The 25,451-nt window shown below is 72.2% G+C and carries 20 protein-coding genes and 1 pseudogene; 6 read left to right on the top strand and 15 right to left on the bottom strand.

Translation table 11 applies throughout. From position 1 onward, the window contains the following. Positions 1 to 11 precede the first annotated feature (11 nt). A complete protein-coding gene (locus AMK21_RS29305) occupies positions 12 to 1,148 on the bottom strand; it encodes a CobW family GTP-binding protein (RefSeq protein ID WP_073882194.1) in 1,137 nt (378 codons plus the stop codon). Between the two features lie 24 nt (positions 1,149 to 1,172). Beyond that, positions 1,173 to 2,327, bottom strand: coding sequence for a citrate synthase (locus AMK21_RS29300; protein WP_073882193.1), 1,155 nt, complete (start codon positions 2,325 to 2,327; stop codon positions 1,173 to 1,175). A gap of 110 nt (positions 2,328 to 2,437) precedes the next feature. Between AMK21_RS29300 and AMK21_RS29295 the strand changes: the two genes are divergently transcribed. Next, positions 2,438 to 3,715 (top strand): citrate synthase, encoded by a 1,278-nt coding sequence (locus AMK21_RS29295; protein ID WP_073882192.1) that lies wholly within the window; start codon positions 2,438 to 2,440, stop codon positions 3,713 to 3,715. Here the strand turns inward: AMK21_RS29295 and AMK21_RS36385 are convergent. Further along, positions 3,705 to 4,008 (bottom strand): annotated as a pseudogene (locus tag AMK21_RS36385) (hypothetical protein); the annotation flags it as partial. The gene AMK21_RS29295 and the pseudogene AMK21_RS36385 overlap by 11 nt on opposite strands. Positions 4,009 to 4,048: 40 nt before the next feature. Between AMK21_RS36385 and AMK21_RS29285 the strand changes: the two are divergent. Beyond that, positions 4,049 to 5,716, top strand: a complete 1,668-nt coding sequence (locus AMK21_RS29285; RefSeq protein WP_073882191.1) for an ATP-binding protein — start codon at positions 4,049 to 4,051, stop codon at positions 5,714 to 5,716. After that, entirely contained in the window at positions 5,713 to 6,381 is a 669-nt protein-coding gene (locus AMK21_RS29280) for a response regulator (protein WP_073882190.1), read from the top strand. Before AMK21_RS29285 ends, AMK21_RS29280 begins: the two co-directional genes overlap by 4 nt. Before the next feature lie 56 nt (positions 6,382 to 6,437). Here the strand turns inward: AMK21_RS29280 and AMK21_RS29275 are convergent, their stop codons facing one another. The 3 genes from AMK21_RS29275 to AMK21_RS29265 all read right to left on the bottom strand — a co-directional run bounded on the left by AMK21_RS29275 (position 6,438) and on the right by AMK21_RS29265 (position 10,811). After that, positions 6,438 to 8,030, bottom strand: a complete 1,593-nt coding sequence (locus tag AMK21_RS29275) for a cation acetate symporter (protein WP_073882189.1) — start codon at positions 8,028 to 8,030, stop codon at positions 6,438 to 6,440. Beyond that, positions 8,027 to 8,503 carry a DUF485 domain-containing protein gene (locus AMK21_RS29270; protein WP_073882188.1) on the bottom strand — a complete coding sequence of 159 codons (477 nt, stop codon included), beginning with the start codon at positions 8,501 to 8,503 and terminating at the stop codon, positions 8,027 to 8,029. The genes AMK21_RS29275 and AMK21_RS29270 overlap by 4 nt, the downstream gene beginning before the upstream one ends. 181 nt (positions 8,504 to 8,684) lie before the next feature. Continuing rightward, positions 8,685 to 10,811 carry a DNA gyrase/topoisomerase IV subunit B gene (locus tag AMK21_RS29265; protein ID WP_073882187.1) on the bottom strand — a complete coding sequence of 709 codons (2,127 nt, stop codon included), beginning with the start codon at positions 10,809 to 10,811 and terminating at the stop codon, positions 8,685 to 8,687. 447 nt (positions 10,812 to 11,258) lie between these two features. Here AMK21_RS29265 and AMK21_RS29260 point away from each other — a divergent pair, with 447 nt between their 5' ends. Continuing rightward, positions 11,259 to 11,492, top strand: coding sequence for a DUF7455 domain-containing protein (locus AMK21_RS29260; RefSeq protein WP_073803639.1), 234 nt, complete (start codon positions 11,259 to 11,261; stop codon positions 11,490 to 11,492). 175 nt (positions 11,493 to 11,667) lie between these two features. On the opposite strand, the gene AMK21_RS29255 is transcribed toward AMK21_RS29260, so the two are convergent. From AMK21_RS29255 to AMK21_RS29230, 6 genes are all read right to left on the bottom strand, one after another. After that, positions 11,668 to 12,498: a S1 family peptidase gene (locus tag AMK21_RS29255; RefSeq protein WP_073882186.1), complete on the bottom strand. Its 831-nt coding sequence runs from the start codon at positions 12,496 to 12,498 to the stop codon at positions 11,668 to 11,670. 155 nt (positions 12,499 to 12,653) lie between these two features. Continuing rightward, the gene (locus tag AMK21_RS29250) at positions 12,654 to 14,201 is read right to left on the bottom strand and encodes an RNA polymerase sigma factor (RefSeq protein WP_073882185.1); all 1,548 of its coding nucleotides are present in this window, start codon (positions 14,199 to 14,201) and stop codon (positions 12,654 to 12,656) included. A 323-nt stretch (positions 14,202 to 14,524) separates the two neighbouring features. After that, positions 14,525 to 15,415: a FadR/GntR family transcriptional regulator gene (locus AMK21_RS29245; RefSeq protein ID WP_199863306.1), complete on the bottom strand. Its 891-nt coding sequence runs from the start codon at positions 15,413 to 15,415 to the stop codon at positions 14,525 to 14,527. Positions 15,416 to 15,575: 160 nt separating this feature from the next. After that, on the bottom strand, positions 15,576 to 17,309 hold the full coding sequence (locus AMK21_RS29240; RefSeq protein WP_073882183.1) for an ATP-binding cassette domain-containing protein: 1,734 nt from the start codon (positions 17,307 to 17,309) through the stop codon (positions 15,576 to 15,578). Between the two features lie 146 nt (positions 17,310 to 17,455). Further along, complete coding sequence (locus AMK21_RS29235; RefSeq protein WP_073882182.1) at positions 17,456 to 18,199, bottom strand: NUDIX hydrolase; 744 nt, start codon at positions 18,197 to 18,199, stop codon at positions 17,456 to 17,458. A gap of 142 nt (positions 18,200 to 18,341) precedes the next feature. After that, a complete protein-coding gene (locus AMK21_RS29230) occupies positions 18,342 to 19,733 on the bottom strand; it encodes a DUF4192 domain-containing protein (RefSeq protein ID WP_073882181.1) in 1,392 nt (463 codons plus the stop codon). Positions 19,734 to 20,042: 309 nt separating this feature from the next. Between AMK21_RS29230 and AMK21_RS34600 the strand changes: the two genes are divergently transcribed. Further along, positions 20,043 to 20,678 (top strand): hypothetical protein, encoded by a 636-nt coding sequence (locus AMK21_RS34600; protein ID WP_073882180.1) that lies wholly within the window; start codon positions 20,043 to 20,045, stop codon positions 20,676 to 20,678. Between the two features lie 35 nt (positions 20,679 to 20,713). Here AMK21_RS34600 and AMK21_RS29220 read toward each other — a convergent pair whose 3' ends face one another. Continuing rightward, positions 20,714 to 22,873 carry a RecQ family ATP-dependent DNA helicase gene (locus tag AMK21_RS29220; RefSeq protein WP_073882179.1) on the bottom strand — a complete coding sequence of 720 codons (2,160 nt, stop codon included), beginning with the start codon at positions 22,871 to 22,873 and terminating at the stop codon, positions 20,714 to 20,716. Positions 22,874 to 23,214: 341 nt separating this feature from the next. Here AMK21_RS29220 and AMK21_RS29215 point away from each other — a divergent pair, with 341 nt between their 5' ends. Then, on the top strand, positions 23,215 to 23,865 hold the full coding sequence (locus AMK21_RS29215) for a hypothetical protein (RefSeq protein WP_073882178.1): 651 nt from the start codon (positions 23,215 to 23,217) through the stop codon (positions 23,863 to 23,865). A 77-nt stretch (positions 23,866 to 23,942) separates the two neighbouring features. On the opposite strand, the gene AMK21_RS29210 is transcribed toward AMK21_RS29215, so the two are convergent. Next, the gene (locus AMK21_RS29210) at positions 23,943 to 24,593 is read right to left on the bottom strand and encodes a hypothetical protein (protein WP_073882271.1); all 651 of its coding nucleotides are present in this window, start codon (positions 24,591 to 24,593) and stop codon (positions 23,943 to 23,945) included. A gap of 62 nt (positions 24,594 to 24,655) precedes the next feature. Continuing rightward, on the bottom strand, positions 24,656 to 25,366 hold the full coding sequence (locus tag AMK21_RS29205) for a ribonuclease HII (protein WP_073882177.1): 711 nt from the start codon (positions 25,364 to 25,366) through the stop codon (positions 24,656 to 24,658). Positions 25,367 to 25,451 lie beyond the last annotated feature (85 nt).

Genomic DNA, 25,451 nt, shown 5'->3' with positions numbered 1-25,451 from the left:
GCCGGGGGGCGTTACGCCTCTGCGGCCGCTTCCCGCATGTCCACGGGCGCGTCTTCGGGGTCCGTTTCCTGTTGTACGTACCGGAGCACGCCCCACATGCTGCGTTCGGCGTCAGGGGTGTCGGCGGAGGCCCGCGTCGGCGCCGCGCTCTCCGCCGGCTCCGCCCGGCAGGCGGTGAGCCCGGCCCGCAGCGCCTCGGCGTCGATCCCGGCGCCGATCATCACGAGCTGGGTGAGCCGCTGTTCACCCAGCGCCCACGGCTGCGGTACGAAGCGCAGGAAGCGGCCGACCGCGTGCAACGCGTACTTGTTGTCCCGGTCCCCCGCGCCGAAGTCCGCGAACCCCTTGATCCGGTAGACGCCTTCGGGCCGGGAGTCGAGGAAGGCGATGAAGCGGCGCGGGTCCAGGGGGAGGTCCGAGGTGAAGTCGACGCTCTCGTACGCCGCGTGCAGGTGGCCGGCGTGGTCCTCGTGGTCGTGGCCCTCCTCCCGCAGCAGATCCTCGAAGGTGAGCTGACGGGCCTTCTCCTCGCCGTCCGGTCGCAGCGCGGGATCGAAGAGCAGCTCCGGGTCGATCCGGCCGTGCACGGCGGAGATCACGGCGGCGGGCCCGCTCAGCTCCGCGACCGTCCGCCGCAGCAGCTCCTGCTCGGCCTCCCCCACCCGGTCGGTCTTGTTCAGGACGACGAGGTCCGCGGCGGCGAGATGGCGGTCGATCTCCGGGTGGCGCTCCCGGGTCCCGTCGAACTCGGCGGCGTCGACGACCTCGACCAGCCCCCCGTACAGGATGTGCGGGTTCTCGCTGGCCAGCAGCATCCGTACGAGCTCCTGGGGTTCGGCGAGACCGCTCGCCTCGATGACGATCAGGTCGAGCCGGGCGGACGGGCGGGTGAGCGTCTTCAGGAAGGTGTCGAGTTCGCTCGCGTCGACCGCGCAGCACATGCAGCCGTTGCCCAGGGAGACCGTCGAGCCGACCTGCCCCGCGACCGTCATGGCGTCGATCTCGATGGACCCGAAGTCGTTGACGATCACGCCGATCCGGGTGCCCGCGCGGTTGCGCAGGAGGTGGTTCAGGAGCGTGGTCTTGCCTGATCCGAGAAAGCCCGCCAGAACGACGACCGGGATCTGCTGGGTGCGGGGCGGGGTCAACGGGGGCCTTCCTCGGATGGGCGGTCAGGGTGCGGGGACCGGCTGCGGCGGGGGGGTGCCGATGTAGCGGGCCGCTGGGCGGATGATCTTCGAGTCCTCCGCCTGTTCCAGGATATTGGCGCTCCAGCCGATCACCCGCGCCGCACAGAAGGTGGGCGTGAACATCGCGCGCGGCAGCCCGCAGAGCTCCATGACGACCCCGGCGTAGAACTCCACGTTGGTGTGCAGTTCCCGCCCCGGCTTGAGCTCGGCGAGGATGGCCTCCACCTGCTGTTCCACCTCCACGGCGAAGTCGACGAGCGGTCCGCCGAAGCCCTGCGCGATCGACTTGAGCATCCGGGAGCGCGGGTCCTCGGTGCGGTAGACGGGGTGGCCGAAGCCCATGACGCGACGGCCGGAGAGGACCTGCTCGCGGATCCAGCCGTCGATGCGGTCCGGGGTGCCGATGGCGTCCAGGGTGTCCAGCGCGCGGCTGGGGGCTCCGCCGTGCAGCGGTCCGGAGAGCGCGCCGACGGCGGCGACCAGAGAGGCGGCCATGTCGGCGCCGGTGGAGGCGACGACGCGGGCGGTGAACGTGGAGGCGTTGAAGCCGTGGTCGAGGGTGGAGATCAGGTACTGCTCGACGGCCCGGACCCGGTCGGGCTCGGCCTCGGTGCCGGTGAGCATGTACAGGTAGTTGGCCGCGTAGGGCAGATCCTCGCGGGGCTCGACGGGTTCGAGGCCCTCGCCGAGGCGCTGGAGCGCGGTGAGGATCGTGGGTACGGCGGCGCAGGCGGCCAGCGCGTCCGCGCGGCGGCGGTCGGCGTCCAGGTCGTAGACCGGGCGGTATCCGCTGGAGGCGCCGAGCAGCGACAGGGCCGTACGGAGTCCGGCGAGCGGCCCGGATACCGCGCCCGCGCGGGCGATGGCGGGCAGGGCCTCGCGTACGTCGGCGGGGAGCGCGCGCAGGCCTGCCGTACGGGCGGCGAAGGCGGCGGCCTCCGCACGGTCCGGCAGCTCGCCGTGGAACAGCAGGTACCAGACGTCCTCGAAGTCGCGGGTCTGCGCGAGCTCGATCGCCGAGTACTGGCGGTAGTGGTAGAAGCCTTCGCGGCCACGGACGTCGCCGAGGGCGGTGTCGGTGACGACGACGCCGGCGAGACCGCGGGGGACGGCAGGGACGACAGGGGTGGTGGTCATGGCCGTTCTCTCCTCCATGCATGCAACATTGATTCGACTGTCCATGCTTGACTTGAGATCTGTCAATATTGATTGAATCAATGTGGAGGATGGTGGATACGGTGGTCCCCATGACGGATCAACCAGAGCCCGGGCGGCAGGACGCACCCCGGCTGACCACCCGCGAGGCGGCCGAGCTGCTGGGGGTGAAGCCGGAGACGGTGTACGCGTACGTCAGCCGGGGCCAGCTCAGCAGCGTGCGGGCGGCCGGGGGCCGGGGCAGCACGTTCGACGCCGAGGAGGTGCGGGCCCTGGCCCGGCGCTCGGGGCGGCGCGAGCCGTCACCGGCCGGGGGTGACCTCGTGTTCCGTACCGGCATCACGCTCATCGAGGAGGACCGGTACTACCTCCGTGGGGTCGACGCGACGGAGCTGGCCCGGCAGCACAGCTACGAGGAGGTCGCGGAGTGGCTGTGGACCGGCGAGCTGCGGCCGGGCGTCCGCTTCGAGGCGCCGCCCGGAACCCTCGCGGCCGCACGCCGGACAGTCGGCGCGCTGCCCGCGCACAGCGGGTCGACGGACCGGCTGCGGGTGGCGGTGACCGCTGCCGCCGCCACGGATCCGCTGCGGTTCGACCTTTCGCCGGAGGCGGTGCTGAGCAGTGCGCGAAGCCTGATCCCGACGCTGGTGGGGGCATTGCCGGTCGTCGGCGGCGCACCGGAGGCCGCCGGGGATTCCCTGGCCCGGCAGCTGTGGCCCCGGCTGACCGCGCGGCCGGTGGACGCCCCGGCCCTCGCCGTCCTGGACGCGGCCCTGGTCCTCCTGATCGACCACGACCTCGCCGCCTCCACCCTGGCCGCCCGGGTCGCCGCCTCGGCGCACGCCCATCCGTACGCCGTGGTCTCCGCCGGCCTCGGGGTCCTGGAGGGGCCGCTGCACGGCGCCGCGAGCGGGCTGGCCCACCGCATGCTCCAGGAGGCCGTGGACCGGGGCAGCGCGGTCCCGGTGGTCGCCGACCACCTGCGGACCGGGCGCCGGGTGCCGGGCCTGGGCCACCGGCTCTACCGGGGCGAGGACCCACGGGCCCGCACCCTGTTCGCCCTGCTGGAGGACGTGCCGCAGGCGGCCGGGGCGCTGGCGGCGGCCCGGGAGGTGGTCGCCACGACGGCCCGCCCCGCGCCGCTGCACCCCAACATCGACCTGGCGCTCGCCGTCCTCTCCGTGGCCTGCGGGATGGCGGCGGAGGCGGGCGAGACGGTGTTCGCGGTCTCCCGCACGGCGGGCTGGATCGCGCACGCGCTGGAGGAGTACGGGGAGCGCCCGCTGCGGATCCGGCCGAGCGGGCAGTACACCGGCCTCCGGCCGCCCCAGCCTCTGCCCCACGCCCTCCAGATCGGGACCGACGCATGAGGAGGAGCTCGACGTAGCCGACCTCCGAGACCCCGCCCTTGGTCTGCGTGCAGAGCACCGGCGTGAGCCCCTGCCGGGCGAGCGCGCCGCCGACCGCCTCGGCGAAGGCCGGGATGATCGGGTTCTGCAGCTCGGGCAGGACCAGCCCGACCAGCCGCGCCCGCTCGCCCCGCAACTGGGTGGGCCGCTCGTACCGAGGACGTCCAGCGCGGAGAGACGGCCTGCCTGGTGGCGTCGGAGACGCCCGGCTTGCCGTCGGCGAGAATCCCCTGCCCCGTCCCGCGCCCGCCCACGGATTTCCGCGCGGCCCCCGCGCCCTTTACCGTCTCTACGATGAACGCCCCACCGCTCTCCGACCGGGGACCGCGCCGGTTCGGCTGGCCGCAGCGGGTCTTCTCCCAGGTCCTGCTGATGCAGCTGGCCATCATCACGGGCGTCACCGTGCTGGTCACCGGCCTGTTCCTGGCCCCCCTCAGCGCCCAACTGGACGAGGAGGCGATGCGCCGCGCCCTGGCCATCGCCCAGAGCACAGCCGCCCAGCCGGGGATCGCGGAGGACCTGCGCACCACGGAGCCGTCCGCGCTCGGCCCCGTACAGTCCGCCGCCGAGCGGATCAGGCGGTCCACCGGCGCGGAGTACGTCGTCGTGATGGACCGCCGGGGCGTGCGCTGGTCGCACCCGGAGGCGGACCGGATCGGCGAGGTGGTCTCCACCGACCCCGGGGACGCGCTCAGGGGCCGGGAGGTCATGGAGATCGACAGCGGCACCCTGGGCCGCTCGGCCCGGGGCAAGGTGCCGTTGCGCGACACCGCCGGCTCGTCCGAGGTGGTCGGCGCGGTCTCGGTCGGGATCGAGTACGACAGCGTCCGCGCCCGCCTCCTCGGCGCGATCCCGGGGCTCCTCGCGTACGCGGGAACCGCCCTGGCCGTCGGCGCGCTGGCCGCGTACCTGATCTCCCGCCGGCTGCAACGGCAGACCCATGACCTGGCGTTCTCCGACATCTCCGCGCTGCTGACCGAGCGCGAGGCGATGCTGCACTCCATCCGCGAAGGGGTCGTCGCGCTCGACGGCACGGGCCGGATCCGGCTGCTCAACGACGAGGCGCAGCGGCTGCTGGGCCTCGGCCCCGAGGCGGCGGGACGGCCGCTGGAGGATGTGCTGGGCCCCGGCCGGACCGTGGACGTGCTGGCGGGCCGGGTGGTGGGCGACGACCTGCTGGCAGTCCAGGGCAGCCGGGTGCTGCTGGCCAACCGGATGGAGACGGACGACGACGGCGCCGTGGTCACCCTGCGCGACCGGACCGAGCTCGAACACCTCGGCCGCGAACTCGACTCCACCACCGGGCTGATCGACGCGCTGCGCGCCCAGGACCACGAGCACGCCAACCGGCTGCACACCCTGCTGGGGCTGCTGGAGCTGGAGATGCACGAGGACGCCATGGAGTTCGTCACGGAGGTGGTGGGCGTCCACCGGGCGACGGCGGAGCAGGTCACGGAGAAGGTGCGGGACCCGCTCCTGGCCGCGCTGCTCGTCGGCAAGGCGACGGTCGCCGCCGAGCGCGGTGTCTCGCTGCGGCTGGCCCCCGGCACGCTGCTGCCGGACCGGGTGGTCGACCCGCGCGGCCTGGTCACGGTGGTCGGCAACCTCGTCGACAACGCCACGGACGCGGCGGCGGGGTCGGGGGACGCCCGGATCGAGGTCGGGCTGCGGGCCGAGGGCCGTACGGTGGAGCTGCGGGTACGGGACAGCGGCCCCGGGATCGCCCCGGAGCAGCACGCGTCGATCTTCACCGAGGGCTGGTCCACCAAGGACCTCCCGGCCCACGGCAAGCGCGGCCTGGGACTCCCCCTGGTCCGCCGGCTGGCGGAGCGCCAGGGAGGCAGCGTGACGGTCTCGGCGGCGGACGGCGGTGGGGCGGTGTTCACGGTCGTCCTCCCGGAGGCGCTCGGCGCAGCGGGCCCCACGACGCCCCATCCGGCCACGACGGGAGAGAACCGGTGATCCAGGTCCTGATCGTGGACGACGACGTCCGGGTGGCGGAGATCAATGCCGCGTACGTCGCCAAGGTCGCCGGATTCCGGGTGGCCGCGCAGGCCCACTCGGCGGCCCGGGCGCTGGCCGTGGTCGAGGACGTCCCGGTGGACCTCGTCCTGCTCGACCACCACCTCCCGGACCGCAACGGCCTCGCCGTCGTACGGGAGCTGCGCCGGGTGGGCCGTCAGGTCGACGTGATCATGGTGACCGCCGCCCGTGACGTGGCGACCGTGCAGGACGCGATGCGGCACGGCGCGCTCCAGTACCTGGTGAAGCCGTTCACGTACGCCGGTCTGCGCTCGAAGCTGGAGGCGTACGCGGCGCTGCGCCACACCTTCGATGGCGGCGGCCAGGCCGAGCAGGCCGAGGTGGACCGGCTCTTCGGCGCCCTGTGGGCGACGGGCGAGCCGGACCTCCCCAAGGGCCACTCCCCCACCACCGCCGAGCTGGTCCGGCGGGCGCTGCGCGACGCGGACGGCCCGCTCTCCGCCCAGGAGATCGCGGAGAGCGCGGGGATGAGCCGGCAGACGGCGCAGCGCTACCTGAAGCTGCTGGAGCGGACCGGGAAGGTCCGGCTGACGCTCCGGTACGGCGAGACGGGCCGCCCGGAACACCGGTACGCCTGGGCCTAGGGTCCCTCAGGTACGCCTGGGCCCAGGGCCGTTCAGGCCGCCCCTACGTGAGGTTTCTACGCCGCCCCCGCCCCCGTCAGCGCCCGGACCTCGCTCTCGGCGTGCTTGGCCTCGTCCGGCTTCTCCCGCGAGGTGACCGTACCGAGCCAGCCCGCCAGGAAGCCGAGCGGGATCGAGACGAGCCCCGGGTTCTCCAGCGGGAAGAGCTGGAAGTCGACGCCCGGGTACAGGGACGTGGGGCTGCCCGAGACGACGGGTGAGACCAGGACCAGGACGACGGCGGGGACGAGGCCGCCGTACACCGCCCAGACCGCGCCCCGGGTGGTGAAGTTCCGCCAGAACAGCGAGTAGAGCAGGGCCGGGAGGTTCGCCGACGCGGCCACGGCGAAGGCGAGGCCGACCAGGAACGCCACGTTGAGGTTCTGCGCGAGCAGGCCCAGGGCGATGGCGACCGCCCCGATCCCGGCGGCGGCGACCCGAGCGACGGCCACTTCGCCGTACCGCCTGCGTCCCGGACGGCGGAGCGAGGCGTAGAGGTCGTGGGCGACGGAGGCCGATGAGGCGAGCGTGATGCCTGCGACGACGGCCAGGATGGTCGCGAAGGCGATCGCGGCGACGACGGCGAAGAGAACCGTTCCGCCGGTGGAACCCTCACCGCCGCCGAGGTTGAGGGCCAGCAGCGGTACGGCGGTGTTGCCCGCGGCGTTCGAGGAGCGGACCTCGGCGGAGCCGACCAGAGCGGCGGCGCCGAAGCCGAGCACGATCGTCATCAGGTAGAAGCTGCCGATGAGACCGATCGACCAGACGACGGACCGTCGTGCCGCGCGGGCCGTGGGCACGGTGTAGAAGCGCGACAGGATGTGCGGCAGCCCCGCCGTGCCGAGGACGAGCGCGACGCCCAGGCTGATGAAGTCGAAGCGCGAGATCCAGTCGCCGCCGTAGCGCAGACCGGGGGCGAGGAAGTCCTTGCCGTGGCCGCTGCGTTCGGCGGCGGTGGTGAGCAGGCTGTTGACGTCGCCGCGGAACTGGACCAGGACGAGCACGGTGAGGGCGACGGCCCCGCCCATCAGCAGCACGGCCTTGACGATCTGGATCCAGGTGGTGGCGCGCATCCCGCCGAAGGACACGTAGACGACCATCAGCGCGCCGACACCGACCACGGTCCAGGAACGGGCCGCGTCGCTCGTCCCGCCGAGCAGGAGGGCCACCAGGGAGCCCGCACCGACCATCTGGGCGACCAGGTAGAGCACGGAGACGGTGACGGAGGAGGTGCCGAGCGCGGTACGCACCGGGCGCTCCGCCATGCGTGCGGCGACCACGTCGGCGAGGGTGAACCGGCCGCAGTTGCGGACGAGTTCGGCCACCAGCAGCAGGACGACCAGCCAGGCGACCAGGAAGCCGACCGAGTAGAGCATGCCGTCGTAGCCGAAGAGGGCGATCAGCCCGGAGATGCCGAGGAAGGAGGCGGCCGACATGTAGTCGCCGGCGATGGCGAAACCGTTCTCCATGGGCGAGAACAAGCGTCCGCCGGCGTAGAACTCCTCGGCGGAGCCCTGCCGGTTGCGGCTGACCCAGGTGGTGATGAAGAGCGTCACCGCGATGAACGCGCAGAACAGCAGCAGGGCGAGTGTCTGGTGGTCGCCTCTCAACGTCGCACCCCTCTCGTCATCTCCTGGGTGTCCCAGCGCAGATCGAGGGCGGCCCGGTCCCTATGCAGCCGCGCGTGGCGCGCGTACGCCCAGGTCAGGAGGAAGGTCGTGAGGAACTGGCCGAGGCCCGCCACCATCGCCACATTGACCGCTCCGGCGACCGGGCGGGCCATCAACGCGGGTGCCGTGGTGGCCGCGACGACGTACGCGAGGTACCAGAGGAGGAAGGCGAGGGCGGCGGGCATCACGAAGCGGCGGTAGCGGCGGCGCACCTCGCGGAAGGCCGCGCTGCGGTGCACCTCCAGGTAGATCTCGGCCGCGCTGGGCCCGGGCGGCGGCTCCCCGAGGCCTGGCGCGCCGTCCGCCGCCTCGCCTCCCAGGCCGTCCGCCTCGTCCCAGCCCGCGGCCGACGCCTCGTACCACGGGTCGTCGAGCCGCACCCCCGCGGCTGTCGGCCCTGCTTCCTTCTCCACCGAGCAACTCCCTTGTCCACGGACCTCTTCGGCCGCGTGGCCCACGATGGGCGGTGAGGGAAGGTCACGGGTGCGCCATTCGCCCGAATTCACCCCTTCAGGTGACAGGAGTGCCGAACGCAGGCGGCCCCCGCTCCCTGGTGGTCAGGAAGCGGGGGCCTCAGTCGCGGCTGCGGGAGACCTACGCGTCGATGCGCGAGCGGTCCAGGGTCGCCGCCGAGCTGGTGATGAACTCCTTGCGGGGCGCGACCTCGTTGCCCATCAGGAGGTCGAAGACCTGCTCGGAGGATTCCAGGTCACCGATGTTGATCCGGCGCAGCGTGCGGTGGCGCGGGTCCATCGTGGTCTCGGCCAGCTGGTCGGCGTCCATCTCCCCCAGGCCCTTGTAGCGCTGGATGGACTCCTTGATCCGGACGTTCTTGCGCTGGAACTCCAGCAGCGTCTGGCGCAGCTCGCTGTCCGAGTACGTGTACACGTACTTCTCCTGGCCCTTCTTGGGCTGGACCAGCTCGATCCGGTGCAGCGGGGGCACCGCCGCGAAGACCCGTCCGGCCTCGACCATCGGGCGCATGTAGCGCTGGAAGAGGGTCAGCAGCAGGGTGCGGATGTGGGAGCCGTCCACATCGGCGTCGGTCATCATGATGACCTTGCCGTAGCGGGCGGCGTCGATGTCGAAGGTCCGGCCGGACCCGGCTCCTATGACCTGGATGATGGCGCCGCACTCGGCGTTCTTCAGCATGTCCGAGACGGACGACTTCTGGACGTTGAGGATCTTGCCGCGGATCGGCAGGAGCGCCTGGAACTCACTGTTCCGGGCGAGCTTGGCGGTGCCGAGCGCCGAGTCCCCCTCGACGATGAAGAGCTCGCTGCGCTCGACGTCGTCGCTGCGGCAGTCGGCGAGCTTGGCCGGCAGCGAGGAGGACTCCAGCGCGGTCTTACGCCGCTGGGCGTCCTTGTGCTGGCGGGCCGCGATCCGCGTACGGGCGGCGGCGACGGCCTTCTCCAGCACCGCCCGGGCCTGCGCCTTGGCGTCCCGCTTGGTGGAGGTCAGGAAGGCCTTGAGCTCCTTGGCGACCACGGCCGCGACGATCCGGTTGGCCGCCGAGGTGCCGAGCACCTCCTTGGTCTGCCCCTCGAACTGCGGCTCCGCCAGCCGTACGGTGACAACGGCGGTGAGCCCTTCGAGGGCGTCGTCCTTGACCACGTCGTCCTCGGCGACCCGCAGCATCTTCGCGGAGCGGAGCGCTTCGTTAACCGTTTTGGTGAGGGAGCGCTCGAAGCCGCTGACGTGGGTGCCGCCCTTGGGGGTGGCGATGATGTTGACGAAGGAGCGGACGGTGGTGTCGTAGCCGATGCCCCAGCGCAGCGCGATGTCGACGCCGAGCTCCCGGGTGACCTCGGTCGCGGTCATGTGGCCGCGGTCGTCGAGGACCGGGACGGTCTCCTTGAACGTACCGGTGCCGGTCAGCCGCTGGACGTCGCAGACGGCCTTGTCCTGCGCCAGGTACTCGCAGAACTCGCTGATGCCGCCGTCGAAGCGGAACGTCTCCTCGGTCTTGCCCTCGCCGTCTATCCCCCGCTCGTCGCGGACGACGATGGTGAGGCCGGGGACGAGGAAGGCCGTCTGGCGGGCCCGCTGGTAGAGCGTCTCCAGGTTGAGCTTGGCGTCCTTGAGGAAGATCTGCCGGTCCGCCCAGTACCTGACCCGGGTACCGGTACGGGTCTTGGGCACCCGCTTGCCCTTGCGCAGGCCGTTGGCGGGGTCGAAGGGGCTGTCGGGGCCCTGCTCGGTGAACATGCCCGGGACGCCGCGCCGGAAGCTGATGGAGTGGGTCGCGCTGTTGCGGTCGACCTCGACGTCCAGGCGGGCGGAGAGGGCGTTGACCACGGAGGCGCCAACGCCGTGGAGGCCGCCGGAGGCCGCGTAGGAGCCGCCGCCGAACTTGCCTCCGGCGTGCAGCTTGGTCATGACGACCTCGATGCCGGAGAGCCCGGTCTTGGGCTCCACGTCCACGGGGATGCCGCGGCCGTTGTCCCGGACCTCCACGGAGGAGTCGTCGTGGAGGACGACCTCGATCTGGTCGCAGTGACCGCCCAGGGCCTCGTCGACGGAGTTGTCGATGATCTCCCACAGGCAGTGCATGAGCCCGCGGCTGTCGGTGGACCCGATGTACATCCCGGGGCGCTTGCGGACCGCCTCAAGTCCTTCGAGGACGAGAAGGTGCCGCGCGGTGTAGTTGGAGCTGTCCCGGTCGCCGCCTGCTGCGGTCAGCATCGCGGTGGACGGCACGGACGTTTCGGCGGTCACGCGGTTCGCTCCTCGCTGAATTTCATCTGGGCCCTTGGTGGGTATCACGGTCGGCTTCGGTTGCCGCTGAGAGCCTACAGAGGCCTGGTAGAGCGGTTGTAACGCCACCCTCGGGGAATCCTCATGCTAGTCGAGCTTCATCCGGGCTCGTATGGATGTTCGATCATTCGTCGGAGTGACGTGCACATCACGTTCCCTTCGACGCATGAACCATTTAGGCTCCGGGCACGTCCTCATGAACAAACCGGCAAGCCGGCCGGAGGGACCCACCCCCGAGACAAGCAATGCGAAACCGTAGCGCTCCGCATACGGCACATTCGCCGCCAACCGGCAACTGACAGCCATCCCGAGAAGAAGTTTCGAAGAAAAGCCACGAGCGGGAACGTTTTCGGCCTGGTTGGATGTTGACCCTGGTACGACAGCTCGTCGAGCTAGAGAAGAGGCGACGTGACTACTGTTCTGACCCCCGCGAGCCCGCTGACCGCAGCAGACCGCTGTGACCGTTGCGGCGCCCAGGCCTATCTGCGCGTCGTCCTGATCAGCGGCGGTGAACTGCTCTTCTGCGCCCACCACGGGCGCAAGTTCGAGCCGGAACTCAAGAAGATCGCCGCGGAAATACAGGATGAGACGGATCGGCTCACCGCCGTGCAGGCGACTGCTGCCGACGAGGAACAACACTGACACCTCGCGTCCACGACGAGCCAGGGGCCGGTCCAGGACCGGCCGACGGGCGGCACCCCCACCAAGGGGGCGCCGCCCGTTCTCGTTCGTCCGCGGGAGCCGGCGTTCTCAGGCGCCTGGGCGGGCCCGGCGGTCTCCGAGCCCATGGGCGGGCCCGAGCCGGCCGCCCGGGCACTCAGAGGCGACCCTCGGCCCACCCCAGGGCCGCGGAGACCCGGGTGTAGACCCCGGGGCTGCCCGCACGCCCGCAGCCGCTCCCCCAGGACACCAGGCCGATGAGCCGCCCACCGGCCACCAGCGGCCCGCCGCTGTCGCCCTGGCACGCGTCCCGCCCACCCGCCGGATCGCCCGCACAGAGCATCCCTGAGGCGTCGTACGTGCCCTCCCTGCCGCCCGGGTAGGCCCGGGCGCACTCGCTGTCCGCCAGGACCTGGACCCGGGCGGAGCGCAGCACGGAGGCGTACGTACCGGCCCCGGTCGTGTCCCCCCACCCGTAGACCGCCGCCGCCGTCCCGGCCCGGTACGCCTCGTCCCCTGCCCGGGCCATCGGGATGACGCTGCTCCTCGGCAGCGCCCGGGACAGCGTCAGCACCGCGAGGTCGCCGGCGTTGGTGTGGGGGTCGTACGCCGGATTGACCCAGACCCCCCGGACCGGGATCTCCTGGCCACTCGTGTCGCTCAGCCGGTCCCGTCCGGCGATGACGCGGAGGTCCTTCACCCGGCTCACCGGTCCGCCGAGCGCCTCTTCACCCAGACAGTGGGCGACCGTCAGGACCTTCGCGGGTGCCACGGCTACGCCCCCGCAGAACTGGCCCGAGCGCGCTCCTCCGAACCGGTCACGGCTCGACAGGGCCACCGCCCAGGGGCTGTCCGCCACGGGGGCGGGCTGTCCGCCGACGACGATGCTGTCGGCGGCCGCCGGGAGCGGCGAGGCGAGCGGGGCCACGACGGCCGCGGCGGTCAGGGCGAGGACCCCGGTCAGGGCACGGGCGAGGGGACGGGGCATGAAGGCTCCTGACACTGAGATGGCAACGATCCACCCAGCGTGATCGAGCCCGTCCGTCCGCGCACCCGCGGACACGCCGGAGGGCCCGAATCCCCTCGGGGGATCCGGGCCCTCGGCCGGTGAACTCCCGTTCTACCGGTGAAGCTCTCGCTCTCTTAGTCGAGGTAGTCGCGCAGGACCTGCGAGCGCGACGGGTGGCGGAGCTTCGACATCGTCTTCGACTCGATCTGACGGATGCGCTCACGCGTCACGCCGTAGACCTTGCCGATCTCGTCCAGCGTCTTCGGCTGCCCGTCGGTGAGACCGAAGCGCATCGAGACCACGCCGGCCTCACGCTCGGAGAGCGTGTCGAGCACCGAGTGCAGCTGCTCCTGGAGGAGCGTGAAGCTGACCGCGTCCGCCGGGACGACGGCCTCGGAGTCCTCGATCAGGTCACCGAACTCGCTGTCGCCGTCCTCGCCGAGCGGGGTGTGCAGCGAGATCGGCTCGCGACCGTACTTCTGGACCTCGATGACCTTCTCAGGGGTCATGTCGAGCTCCTTGGCCAGCTCCTCCGGGGTGGGCTCACGGCCCAGGTCCTGGAGCATCTGGCGCTGCACGCGCGCGAGCTTGTTGATGACCTCGACCATGTGCACCGGGATACGGATGGTGCGGGCCTGGTCGGCCATGGCGCGGGTGATCGCCTGACGGATCCACCAGGTGGCGTACGTGGAGAACTTGTAGCCCTTGGTGTAGTCGAACTTCTCGACCGCGCGGATCAGACCGAGGTTGCCCTCCTGGATCAGGTCCAGGAAGAGCATGCCGCGGCCGGTGTAGCGCTTGGCCAGGGACACCACCAGACGGAGGTTGGCCTCCAGGAGGTGGTTCTTGGCGCGGCGGCCGTCCTCGGCGATGATCTCCAGCTCGCGCCTGAGCTTCGGCGCGAGCTTGTCGGCATTGGCCAGCTTGTCCTCGGCGAAGAGACCCGCCTCGATGCGCTTGGCGAGCTCGACCTCCTGCTCGGCGTTGAGGAGGGGGACCTTGCCGATCTGCTTGAGGTAGTCCTTGACCGGGTCGGCGGTGGCGCCGGCGACGGCGACCTGCTGGGCAGGCGCGTCGTCCTCGTCGTCGTCGGAGAGGACGAAGCCCTTGTTCTCGCCCTCGCCCTCCTCTTCCTCGCCCTTGCCGGCCTTGACCTCTTCGACGGCCTCGTCACCGTCGAGCAGCTCGTCGTCCTGCTTGCCGGACTTCTTCGCCGCTGTCTTCTTGGCCGCCGTCTTCTTCACGGCGGTCTTCTTGGCAGCCGGCTTCTTGGCTGCCGCCTTCTTCGCGGGGGCGGCCGCGACGGCGTCGTCGGCCACCGCGTCCGCGCTCTCGGCCGCCGGGGCGGCGGTGGCCGCGACGGTCCTCGTCACGGTGGTCTTCGCCGCGACAGTCTTGGTGGCGGTGCGCTTGACCGGGCTCTTCGCTGCGACGCTCTTGCGGGCGCGCTTCGGCGACTCCGCGGCACTGACCATCAGCGTCACACCCTCTTCCTCGAGGATCTGGTTGAGGCTGCGCAGAACGTTCTTCCACTGGGTTGGCGGAATCTGGTCAGCCTCGAAGGCCCGACGCACGTCATCGCCGGCGATCTGCCCATCAGCCTTTCCCCGCTCGATGAGCGCCATCACAGACTCGGACTCGGCGATCTCCGGCGGGAGCGTACGGGATGTGCTGGCCGACACGAACAACCTCTCGGAACGATGGAAACGGCTTCCGGCCCCGCCCTGGAGAGGGCTGGAACCGACGACCGCCGACTGGGGATGTCATCGACGGCGCGGGTTTGGCCTCAGAACTGAACAGCGCGCCCAAGGGCTGCTGTATTCCTTCCGCGGCGGTCACCTCTTAAGTCATCGCGCTGCTTCGAGGAGTGTTACGCCCAATCCGCGTGGTCCGAGTCACACCCGATTCGCGACGAACCATGCCAGGGCGGGCACACCCTCACAATTGTGCCGCCGGACCCATGCGTCCGGCGGCACAGGGCCTGCCCTCCCCGGCCGTGGACCGGTCAGTGCTGCTCGCGGGGCGCGGGAACCACACGTTCCACGTCGGGGTGGACGACGAGCAGCTGGCGCATTGCCGTCTCGGCCCCCGCGGAGTCGCCCGAGGCCAGGGCGTCGACGATGCGCGCGTGGTGGGCGAGCGAGGCCTCGCCCGGCCGGTCACAGCCGGTGACCGGGCCGCCGGAGACGTGCAGGGCGGCCGAGACGATGCCGGAGAGGTGTTCGAGCATCCGATTGCCCGCGGCCTGGATGAGCAGGGCGTGGAATTCGGCGTCGGCGCGGGAGAAGGTGATCGCGTCCCCCTGCCCCATCGCGTGCCCCATGATCTCCACCATGTCGCCGAGGCGCTGCTGAAGGTCCTCCCGGCCGTGCCCGGCGGCGAGGCGGGCGGCGAGGGGCTCGATGGTCCAGCGGAGCTCGGCCAACTCGCGGCGCTGGTCGTCGCGCTGCGGACCGAAGGCGCGCCACTCGATGATGTCGGGATCCAGCAGGTTCCAGTCGCTGACCGGGCGGACCCGCGTACCCACATTGGGGCGCGCGCTGACGAGCCCCTTGGCCTCCAGGACGCGCAGGGACTCGCGCACGACGGTGCGGGAGACCTCGAAGCGCTGGCCGATCTCCTCGGGAACGAGGGGGCGGTCCGCGCCGAGGTCGCCGGAGACGATCATCTGGCCGAGCTGCTGGACGAGTTGACCGTGCAGGCCGCGTCCGCGGCTGGCCGCCCCCCGGCGGCTCGCCCGCCCCAACTCGGAATCGGAACCGCCCCAGGGCCGGGCCGCGGCGCGCTCGCCGGCCGACGCTTCCGTGTAGGCATAGCGATCGAGTTCGCCCGGGCCGGCCAGGCCGGAATCGGCGGAGCGGGCGGCGGTCATCATGGTGTGCGCAAGGGTACTCACGCATCCTTTGTCGGCGTGGCTCGCCCGCCTCTTGAGGTCTTTGGTGAAAAGCACACGAAAGGGTGATCGGCGCCCGTGCCGCAATTGACGCCATATGCGTATGAACCAGGCACTTCTTAGGGAACTACGGGCTCCTGTCCGCGACGCCGGGCCGGGGTGATCACCAACGCACCTTTCCGCGAAGGCTGGTGAACAGATACGCGCAGATCAGGGCCGACAACGACAGGGCGAGCGCGGCACCCACGGGCTGTGCCACCACCCGCGCGACGGCCAGGACCCAGCGGTCCGCCTCCTGCGGCAGCTGCCACCAGGCCAGTTCGCGCAGCCGACCCGGGAGTCCGGTCACCGAACGCGCGGACGGGGCCTCGAACACCTTCTGCACCAGCGGAACCACCAGCACCGGAACGGCCAGCACGGCGGCGATCCCGGCCACGGCCACCCGGAAGACACCTGCCGCCAGCAGCCCGGCCCAGGCGCAGCCCACGACCAGGCATGCCCAACTCGCGCCGAGCACGACGGCATTGGCCGGAACCGTGAGCAACTCCGGTCCGTAGAAGAGCCGGAGACCCTGCGCGCCGCAGACGACGGTGAGCGAGGCCAGCAGGAGGGCGAATCCGGCGGTCACCGTCAGCTTGGCCACCAGCAGGCCGATCCGCCGGGGCACGGTGCCCCGGCCGGCGGCGAGCGCCGGGTAGCGGAACTCGTCACCGAAGGAGAGCGCGCCCAGGATGCCCGCGCCCAGGGCGGCGGGCGGCAGCGGCAGCAGCTCGGGCCAGGCGGCGAGCGTGCGCGGCAAGGGCGTGCCGCCGGTGCGTGCCAGGAGGACGGAGAGCGCGGCGGAGACCAGCAGCACGGATGCCATGATCACGGTCGTCGTCCGGACGCCGAGGGAGCGGCGCAGTTCGTACCGGAGCGGGCGCAGGGGCCCGCGGACGGGGCGGGCCCGGATCGGCGGCGGCAGTTCGGAGAGGGCGGCGGAGGGCTGCCGGGCCTCCCTGTCGTCCGGCGGCGGGGCGACGGGGCCGGTGTCGCCGATCTCGTCGGCGAGTTGGTGGACCGGGACGCCGTGCCGGAACGCGGTGTCCCCGACCTCGGCGCAGGTGGAGCCGTACACGGTGAGCCGCCCGTTCGCCTCGGGGACCACCTCGACCGAGCGCTGGGCGGCCCGGGCTTCCCTGCTGACGACCGCGGCGAGCCGGGCCGCGTGCGGGGTGCGGACGGCGACGCGGGGGCGGAGCCGGGTGCGGGCGAAGTCGGCGACCTCCTGGTCCGCGACGAGGCGGCCGCCGTCGACGGTGACGACGTGATCGGCCGTGCGGGCGGCCTCCTTGGGGTCGGCGGTGGCGTACAGGACCGTTCCGCCCTGGGCGGCGTGGGCGCGCAGCAGCCCGTACAACCAGCTGTTCTCGCGCGGGGAGAGGCCCTCGGCGGGTTCGTCCAGGACCAGGGTGTGCGGGTCACCGAGCAGGGCGGAGGCGAGGCCGAGCCGGCGGTCCATCCCCACCGACAGGGTGCCCAGGCGCTGGTCCCCGAGCCCGGCGAGGCCCACGACTTCGAGCATCTCGTCGGCTCGGGTCGCGGGTGTTCCGGCAGCGGCGCAGAGCATCCGGAGCTGACCACGGGCCGTACGGGACGGGTGCCCCGGTACGTCACCGAGCAGCACACCCACTTCGCGGGCCGGGTGGGGGATGCGGTGCAGCGGCCTGCCGCGGAAGTAGGCGACGCCCCGGCCGGAGTCGAGTTCGAGCATCAGCCGCAGGGCGGCGGTCTTGCCCGAACCGGGGGCGCCCAGCAGGGCGGTGACGCGGCCGGGCGGGGCCTCGAAGGTCAGGTCGTCCACGGCGGGCGGAGCGTCGCGACGGGGGGTGCTGGTGAGTCCGATGGCCTGGAGCATCGCTTCTCTCGCGTTCTCTCACGGAAGGTGAGACCGCTCGGCGGCAGAGGGGTACCGCAGCAACATAACGCGACATTTCCGACTTTTCGTGCAGCAGTGGACCCGCGGGTGTTCCGCACTCCTCCGGCTGCCGACAGGCCCCGCCGTCAGACCTCCGGCCGCAGCATCGGCGGGTTGAGCACCGTGGCCGCACCGGCCCGGAACAGCTGCGCGGGCCGGCCGCCCTGCCGTGTGGTGGTCCCGCCGGAGGGCACCAGGAAGCCGGGGGTGCCCGTGACCTTACGGTGGAAGTTGCGCGGGTCGAGGACCACGCCCCACACCGCCTCGTACACCCGCCGCAGCTCCCCGACCGTGAACTCCGGCGGGCAGAACGCCGTGGCCAGCGAGGAGTACTCGATCTTGGAGCGGGCACGCTCCACCCCGTCGGCCAGGATCCGCGCGTGATCGAAGGCGAGCGGCGTGGTCGCCTCGCCTTCCCTGAGCAGATCCTCCACGGGTGCCCAGCGAGCGCTGTTGGCGTCCCCGCCCGCCCGGGGCGCGGGCAGATCCGGGGCGAGCGCGAGGTGCGCGACGCTGACGACCCGCATCCGGGGGTCGCGCGCCGGGTCCCCGTAGGTGGCCAGCTGTTCGAGGTGCGCGCCGTTGCCCACGGCGGGCTTCGCCGGATCGTGGGCGCAAAGCCCTGTCTCCTCGACGAGCTCTCGCGCCGCCGCGGACCCGAGGTCCTCGTCGGCCCTGACGAAACCGCCGGGCAGCGCCCACCGGCCCTGGAACGGCGTTTCTCCGCGGCGGACCACCAGCGCGCAGAGCGCGTGACGGCGCACCGTGAGCACGACCAGGTCCACGGTGACGGCGAAGGGCGGGAAGGTCGACGGGTCGTAGGGCGGCATGCCGTGATCATAGTCGTCTGCCTGACGATAAACACTCCCTTCGGCACTCCGGTGATCAGGAAGATCCCGTGTGCGGCCGGATCCGGCCGCACACGTCGAGAAGGTCTCCGCCGAGCCGTGCCGTCGAGCGGGTGGGCCGCCCTCAGCGACGCGTCCCGGCGCCGCGCCTGCCGTACCGCCGGACGTCGCGCACGCGGCGTCCGGCGGCCGCCGGCCCGGGCCCGGCCGTACCGGGCGCCGGTGCGGTCCCCCCGGTGTCCGTCACCCGCCGCCCGCTCGCGCGCCGCCGTGCCCGGTTCGCCGCCGGCCTGACTCTGCGGACATGCAGGGCGGGCCCCCTGGCGTCCCCTGCCCCCGTCGCCGCCCCGGTCTCCGCGGCGCCCGCGACCGCTGCCTCCGGCCCTTCACCACCGCCACCGTCACCGCGCAGGCAGCGTCGCAGGGTCTCCGGGTCCAACCCTTCGTTGCACGCCCGGTGCAGCAGCTGCGCGAACGTGTACTCCGGGTCCGCGCGGAGGGCCATGGCCAGTGCGACCCGCGCGCCGGGCTCGTCGCCGGTGGACCAGGAGACCCAACCGGCCAGGGTCAGCGGAGCCGCCGCGTGCTCGCCGTACGGCCCGACGCAGCGTCGGGCGAGTGTCCGCCACAGCCTCAGCGCGCAGTGGCCGTCGGGGCCTTCCATCCAGGCCGCGGCCTTGTCACGGGTCTCCCGGTCCTGGAGGCCGAAGATGACGGCGGCGGCCTCGTCCTCGTCGATCAGCCGGTCGTCCCCGAGGTCGGAGACGGCTTCCGGAGCGGGCCCCGTCCGCCCGAGGCGGTCCATCAGTGTGCGGGCGAGCGTGAGGGTCTCCTTCGCCACCTCGGCCTTCGCCCGCTCGTCCAGGATCCGGGGCACCAGCGACGGCGCGGCCCGGTCCAGCGCCCGCAGCTGTGCGGACACCTCGTCCGGCGTCTGCCAGGGAGCGAGCCGCGCCTCCATGTCGCGCAGCGTCCCCCGTACCCGGATCCCCGCATAGGCGGCCGCGGCGGCCATCACCGTCGTACCGGGCATGGCCAGGGGCTTTCCCTGGGGCGGGCAGCACCGGCCGTCGGGGCAGCAGTAGGACCAGTACCGGCCGTCCGAGAGGCAGAGCGCTTCGAGCACAGGCACGTCGAGCGCTCCGCACGCCGTACGCAGGCTCTGGGCGAACGGCCGCAGGCGCTCCATCGTCAGGTGGCCGCTCTCGCCGTCCGGCGAGTCCTGGCAGAGGAAGATCAGAATCGCGTCGGGCCGCCCGTCACGGCGCTCGCTCCCCGAGATCAGGCTCTCCGCCAGCTGTTCGGCGACCGGTCCCCATTCACCGGGCGCCCGCGGAATGCCGAGCCGGAGCCGGCCGCCGAACCGGCCCCGGCCGCCGTGCAGCGCCACCATCACGACGCTGTCGCTGGGGTGGAACCCCATCAGATACGGGAGGGCGTCGGCGAGTTCGGCAGGGCCTCGCAGGGTGATCTGCTGACCGTCGGACGGGCCGGTGGATTCGTGGTGCTTGTTCATGACTCGACGGTCCCGTGGGCCGCCTCATCCCGCCACCCCTGTGGATAACGTTATCCACAAGGGTGGCCCGGCGTTCGCGGTTGGCGGTCGCCATCGGGTTGCATGGCGACCGGGTCAGCCGATGGCCATCCTGTTCTTCCACCCGCCGTCGCCGTTGCCGACGATCTCGGTGCCCGAGCCGGACAGGGCGGTCCGTGACCCGGCGTGGATCAGAACCCCCGAGGGAAAGACCATGGCCAAGCAACGCATCACGTCTGTCTCCCGCCCTGCGCGCCAGGGGAGGCCCTGAACCGGGCGATCGCCGAGGCCATGGCTCCCTTCGACATGAACCGGCAGGACGATCTGCCCGACGGCTGGGACGGGGAGTGGGACTACTGGTACATCGCGTCGGGCTGGGAGTTCGCCGTGCGCCCGGGATACGAGGACGATCCGCGGATCGTCAGGGACAGTGAGGAGGAGGACGAGCCGCGCCCGCGCGACCGGTGCGACGGCGGGCCCAAAGCCCTGCTCGACCTCGATGCCGACCGGGTGCCGGCCGGCGAGGAGGCGGCCCGGCGCTGGGACGCGTGGCAGGAGTTCTCCGCCCGGTACCCGGCGGCTCTCCCGGCGCACCATTTCTGGGCACGGGTGCGGCGCGACCCCGAGCAGCGGTACTCGTTCGAGCAGGCGCGGGCGGAGTACGAGAGCCAGCCGCTGATCCGCGCCGTGTACGCCGACCCCGTACTGCGGGAGCGGTTCGGCGACGATCCGGTGCAGTTCATCAAGCCGGACCGGGACGCGTACGTCGCGGAGCAGTATGCCGACGTCCTGCTGACCTGGGCCCCGCTCACCCTCGACGGCCGGTGGATCGAGGGCGGCACCCATGAGTACCGTGCCGCCTTCAACGTCTACCTGGACGGACTGCCGGACGACACCGTGCTGGTGCGGGTGCTGTACCACTCCTGAAGGCCGGCTCCGGTCTCACCCGCGGACCGGGAGGCTCAGCCTCCCGCGGCGAGAACCAGGGGAAGAACCTGTTCACCGCCTGCCCGGCGGAGCAGACGGGCAGCGACTGCCAGGGTCCACCCGGAGTCCGTGCAGTCGTCCACCAGCAGGACGGGACCGGGGGAGCCTGCGAGGGCGAGGGCCAGTTCCTCGGGGACCGCGAAGGCTCCCGAGAGTGCCTTCAGGCGCTGAGCCGAGTTGCTGCGGCGCGCGGCGTGGGCGCCGTTCGCCCCGGTGTACGTCAGGGAACCCAGGAACGGGAGGCGGCCGACCGCCGCGATCCCCTGGGCGAGGGAACCGACCAGTTGCGGCCGGGTCAGGGACGGTACGGCGACGACTCCCACCGGTCGGGCCGGGACGTCCGGGCCGTCCGACGCCCAGCCGCCCGGAGAGCGCGCCCAGTCGGCGAGGACCGTCACGGCCGCCCGCAGGACGTCGTCGGGGACCGGTCCGTCGGGCGCGTCGTCCGCCAGCAGCGGGCGCAGCCGATTGCCCCAGCCGATGTCGGAGAGCCGCCCCAGGGCACGCCCGGTGGCGCACTGCTCCTTGGCCGGGATCCGCCCCTTGAGGTCGATGCCCAGTGCTGGCATGCCCGTCGGCCACATCCGGCGGGGCTCGACCTCCACCCCGGGGCGGTCCAGTTCCTTCGTCGCTCCCGTCAGCGTCTCCGCCGAGACGGAGCGGTCGACCCAGGCTCCCGCGCAGTTGTCACAGCGGCCGCACGGAGCGGCTCCCTCGTCGTCCAGTTGCCGGCGCAGGAACTCCATCCGGCACCCGGAAGTGCTCGCGTAGTCGCGCATGGCCTGCTGCTCGGACGCCCGCTGCTCGGCGACCCACGCGTAGCGCTTGGCCTCGTACACCCACTCGGCGCCCGTGGCCGTCCAGCCGCCCTTGACCCGCTTGACCGCGCCGTCGACGTCCAGCACCTTCAGCATCGACTCCAGCCGGTTGCGCCGGAGGTCCACCGCCGCCTCCAGGGCGGGCACCGAGAGCGGCCGTCCCGCACCCGCGAGGGCCGACAGGGTCTGCCGGACCTGCTCTTCGGGCGGGAAGGCCGTGTCGGCGAAATAGCGCCAGATGGCCTCGTCCTCCTTGCCCGGCAGCAGCAGCACATCGGCGTGGGCCACACCGCGACCCGCACGCCCGACCTGCTGGTAGTAGGCGATCGGCGAGGACGGCGACCCCAGGTGCACCACGAAGCCCAGGTCCGGCTTGTCGTAGCCCATACCCAGCGCCGACGTCGCGACCAGCGCCTTCACGCGGTTCTCCTGCAGGTCGATCTCGGCCTGCAGCCGGTCCGCGTTCTCCGTCTTCCCGGTGTACGAGGCCACGGGGAAACCGCGTTGGCGCAGAAAGGCGGTCGCCTCCTCGGCAGCGGCGACCGTGAGGGTGTAGATGATGCCCGAGCCCTGCAACTCGTCGAGGTGTTCGGCGAGCCACGCCAGGCGGTGCGCGGCGTCCGGGAGCTGGATGACGCCGAGGCGCAGGCTTTCCCTCTCCAGCGGGCCGCGCAGCACCAGGGCCTCTCCGGTCCCGGTACCGAGCTGCTCGGCGACGTCCGCGGTCACCCGGGAGTTGGCGGTCGCGGTGGTGGCCAGCACCGGAACTCCCTGCGGGAGCTCGGTGAGCATGGTGCGCAGCCGGCGGTAGTCGGGGCGGAAGTCATGGCCCCAGTCGGAGATGCAGTGCGCCTCGTCGACCACCAGCAGGCCCGTCGTGGCCGCGAGCCGGGGCAGCACCTGATCCCGGAAGTCCACGGAGTTGAGGCGCTCGGGGCTGACGAGGAGCACATCGGTCTCGCCTCGCTCGACCTCCCCGTAGATCGTCTCCCACTCCTCAGGGTTGGCCGAATTGATCGTGCGCGCCCGGATGCCGGCCCGCGCGGCCGAATCGACCTGGTTGCGCATCAGGGCGAGCAGCGGCGAGATGATCACCGTGGGGCCCGAACCGCGTCGGCGCAGCAGAGCCGTGGCCACGAAGTACACCGCCGACTTGCCCCAGCCGGTGCGCTGCACCACCAATGCGCGTCGACGCTCCTCCACCAGGGCCGCCACCGCCTGCCACTGGTCCTCCCGCAAGCGCGCCGAACCCCCCGGGTCGCCCACGAGCTCGGCGAGAACGGCATCGGCTTCGGCGCGGAGCTCCTGGTTGTCCATACCCCCATGCAACCCGATGCCTGGGACAATCGACGACTTCACTCCGCGTGACGGCCGCTTCACCCACACCCCCTGCCGCCGGAGTCCAGGGGGTGTGCCCGCTGGTCCTCGCGGTTCAGGGGTGACGGGACGCGTCATCCGGGCCGGGGCCGGGCAGGGATATCAGTGTCATTCCGGCTGATTCCCGTCAGTTGCGCCAATTGCTCGTTGCCGCCTGCCGATACGCCAGGAAGAATTGGGACTGCTCCCCGCACAGTTCTCGTCGGGCCCGGAAGGGCTGTGCCGCGGCGCGCCCTCACTCGACCCTGCCCGCACCATGGGCGCGTAGCGAAGGGAGGACCATGACCTTCGGATTCGCCCCGTCCTCAGCCACTTCGATATCGGCGTTCTCGACCCCACCGGGTGCCGCGGACTCCGTCAACCGCCTTGCCCGGATGCTGGAACCGGCCGAGTGGGCCTCGGCGGGGATACCGCTGCTGCGCAGTCCGCGCGAGGTCGTCAGCGGGCTGCACTCCCGGCACCGCCCGACACCCGCCACCGCCGTCGTCGCGGTCCTGGACCATGAGGAAAGGCTCACGGCGAGCGCCTCGTTCACGCGCCGGGACACGGTGGCGGCGGACGGCTGGGACTTCCGCAACGCCCTGCTCGCTCATCTGCGGCGCGTCATCCCGCACGATCTGCGCCGGCGTACTCCGGTGCGCACAGCCGTGCTTCTCTACTGCCGCGACGGCGACGAACGGTGGACCGAGGAGGACGGCGCGTGGATGTGGGGCCTGCGGGACGCCTGCACCCTGCACGGGCTCCGGTGCGGTGCCTACATCACGCTGACCGGCGGCGGTTGGCAGGTGCTCGGCGAAGGGCGGGGCGGACGGCGGCCCAGCTCCCTGTCGGAGCCGGCCCCGCTGGCCGACCTCGTCACCGAACAGCAGCCCGCGCTGACGCGGACCGGTGGCGGATCCGCCCAGGCGCTGCGCCGCTCGGCCGCCCGGTGAACGGAGAGCACACCGGAAGGTGAGCCCCGGCCGCTTGTGACGGCGGCCGGGGCTCCTGGGACGACCGGTACGGCGGTTCAGACAGCCGCGCCGAGTGCGGAGTTGATCGTCTGCGGGTCTCCGCAGACGATCAGCAGCGCGGCGGCGCGGTCACGTGCGACGGGCAGCGCGCGGGCGACGGTGTCACCGGCGTCCCCGTTGACCGCCACGACGACGACGGGCCGGGGCTTCGCCCGGTCGACCGCGGAGGCGTCCGCGAAGAAGACGTCGTCGCCGGCGTCCTGCTGGGCCCAGTACGCGACGTCGCCGAAGGACAGCTCGTGGGCGGCCCACGGGTGCTGCTCACCGGTGGTGAGCACCAGGATGTCGCCCGGCGCGCGGCCGGACTCCAGCAGCAGGTCGACCGCTTCCTCGGCCGCGTCGAGGGCTCCGCCCGCCGGGGCCGGGATCAGCTGGAGCCGCGGCGCGGAACGATTCTCCGGCCGGCTCGGAGCGCTCGTCGGCGCTACGGGAGCCGGTGCGGGCGCGGGTGTGGGTGCGGGGTCTGCGCGCTGTGCCGGAGGCGTGGGGCGCGCGGGGCCGGGGACCGGACGGCCGGGACGCGGCGTGGCCGCGGAACGCGGACCTGGTACGGGGCGGGGGGTCGGCGCGGTACGGCCGGCGGCCGGAGTGACGCGGGGACCCTGGGCACTCTCGTGAATCTGAGGCTCCTGGAGGAAGAGAGGCAGGAAGGTGGTTGGTCGGGGGCCGACGTGGTCGGTCGGCATCGCTGGTGGGCGCCTGCGCGCGATCAGAATTCGAAGCCGAGCTGGCCCCCGCTTTCGAGTGCGGCCGCCTCGGCGGAAAAACGGACCTTCTTCAGGTGCTGCCACCGGGGCAGCGCGTCCAGGTACGCCCAGGAGAGGCGGTGATGGGGCGTGGGCCCCCGCTCCTCCAGTGCGGCCCGGTGCACCGGCGAGGGATACCCCGCGTTGGCACCGAAGGCGAAGTCCGTGTACTCCTCGGACTCCCCGCCCAGTTCGGCCATCATCCGGTCGCGGTACACCTTGGCGATGACCGAGGCGGCCGCCACAGCGATACAGGACTGGTCGCCCTTGATGACCGTACGGACCTTCCAGGGGGCGCCCAGGTAGTCGTGCTTGCCGTCGAGAATCACCGCGTCGGGCCGCACCGGCAGCCCCTCCAGGGCCCGTACGGCGGCGAGCCGGAGCGCCGCGGTCATGCCGAGGTCGTCGATCTCCCTTGGGGATGCGTGCCCCAGGGCGTGGGCGGTGACCCAGCTCTCCAGCACGGGGGCGAGCTGGGCACGCCGCAGCGGCGTCAACAGCTTGGAATCGGTGAGGCCTTCGGGCGGTCGGCGCAGGCCGGTGACCGCGGCACACACGGTGACGGGCCCGGCCCACGCTCCGCGTCCGACCTCGTCGACACCGGCAACGGTCCTGGCACCGGTGGTAGCGCGAAGCGAGCGCTCGACGGTGTGCGTGGGTGGTTCGTACGGCATGGCGCCAGCCAGCGTACGCCGAGAGCGACGGCAGCGACACCCCGGGGCACCGTGCACACCGAGATTCGGCCGAGGGGCGTCCCTC

The organism is Streptomyces sp. CB00316 (assembly GCF_001905595.1).
GTDB lineage: Bacteria > Actinomycetota > Actinomycetes > Streptomycetales > Streptomycetaceae > Streptomyces.
This window is presented reverse-complemented; position numbering and strand designations above follow the sequence as displayed.

Excerpts from the sequence above, each read along its gene's own strand:
- AMK21_RS29240 (WP_073882183.1), bottom strand. The coding sequence starts at position 17,309 with ATGCTCCAGGCCATCGGACTCACCAGCACCCCCCGTCGCGACGCTCCG.
- AMK21_RS29230 (WP_073882181.1), bottom strand. The coding sequence starts at position 19,733 with ATGAACAAGCACCACGAATCCACCGGCCCGTCCGACGGTCAGCAGATC.
- AMK21_RS29220 (WP_073882179.1), bottom strand. The coding sequence starts at position 22,873 with ATGGACAACCAGGAGCTCCGCGCCGAAGCCGATGCCGTTCTCGCCGAG.
- AMK21_RS29215 (WP_073882178.1), top strand. The coding sequence starts at position 23,215 with ATGACCTTCGGATTCGCCCCGTCCTCAGCCACTTCGATATCGGCGTTC.
- AMK21_RS29205 (WP_073882177.1), bottom strand. The coding sequence starts at position 25,366 with ATGCCGTACGAACCACCCACGCACACCGTCGAGCGCTCGCTTCGCGCT.
- AMK21_RS29255 (WP_073882186.1), bottom strand. The coding sequence starts at position 12,498 with ATGCCCCGTCCCCTCGCCCGTGCCCTGACCGGGGTCCTCGCCCTGACC.
- AMK21_RS29235 (WP_073882182.1), bottom strand. The coding sequence starts at position 18,199 with ATGCCGCCCTACGACCCGTCGACCTTCCCGCCCTTCGCCGTCACCGTG.
- AMK21_RS29300 (WP_073882193.1), bottom strand. The coding sequence starts at position 2,327 with ATGACCACCACCCCTGTCGTCCCTGCCGTCCCCCGCGGTCTCGCCGGC.
- AMK21_RS29285 (WP_073882191.1), top strand. The coding sequence starts at position 4,049 with ATGAACGCCCCACCGCTCTCCGACCGGGGACCGCGCCGGTTCGGCTGG.
- AMK21_RS29295 (WP_073882192.1), top strand. The coding sequence starts at position 2,438 with ATGACGGATCAACCAGAGCCCGGGCGGCAGGACGCACCCCGGCTGACC.
- AMK21_RS34600 (WP_073882180.1), top strand. The coding sequence starts at position 20,043 with ATGGCTCCCTTCGACATGAACCGGCAGGACGATCTGCCCGACGGCTGG.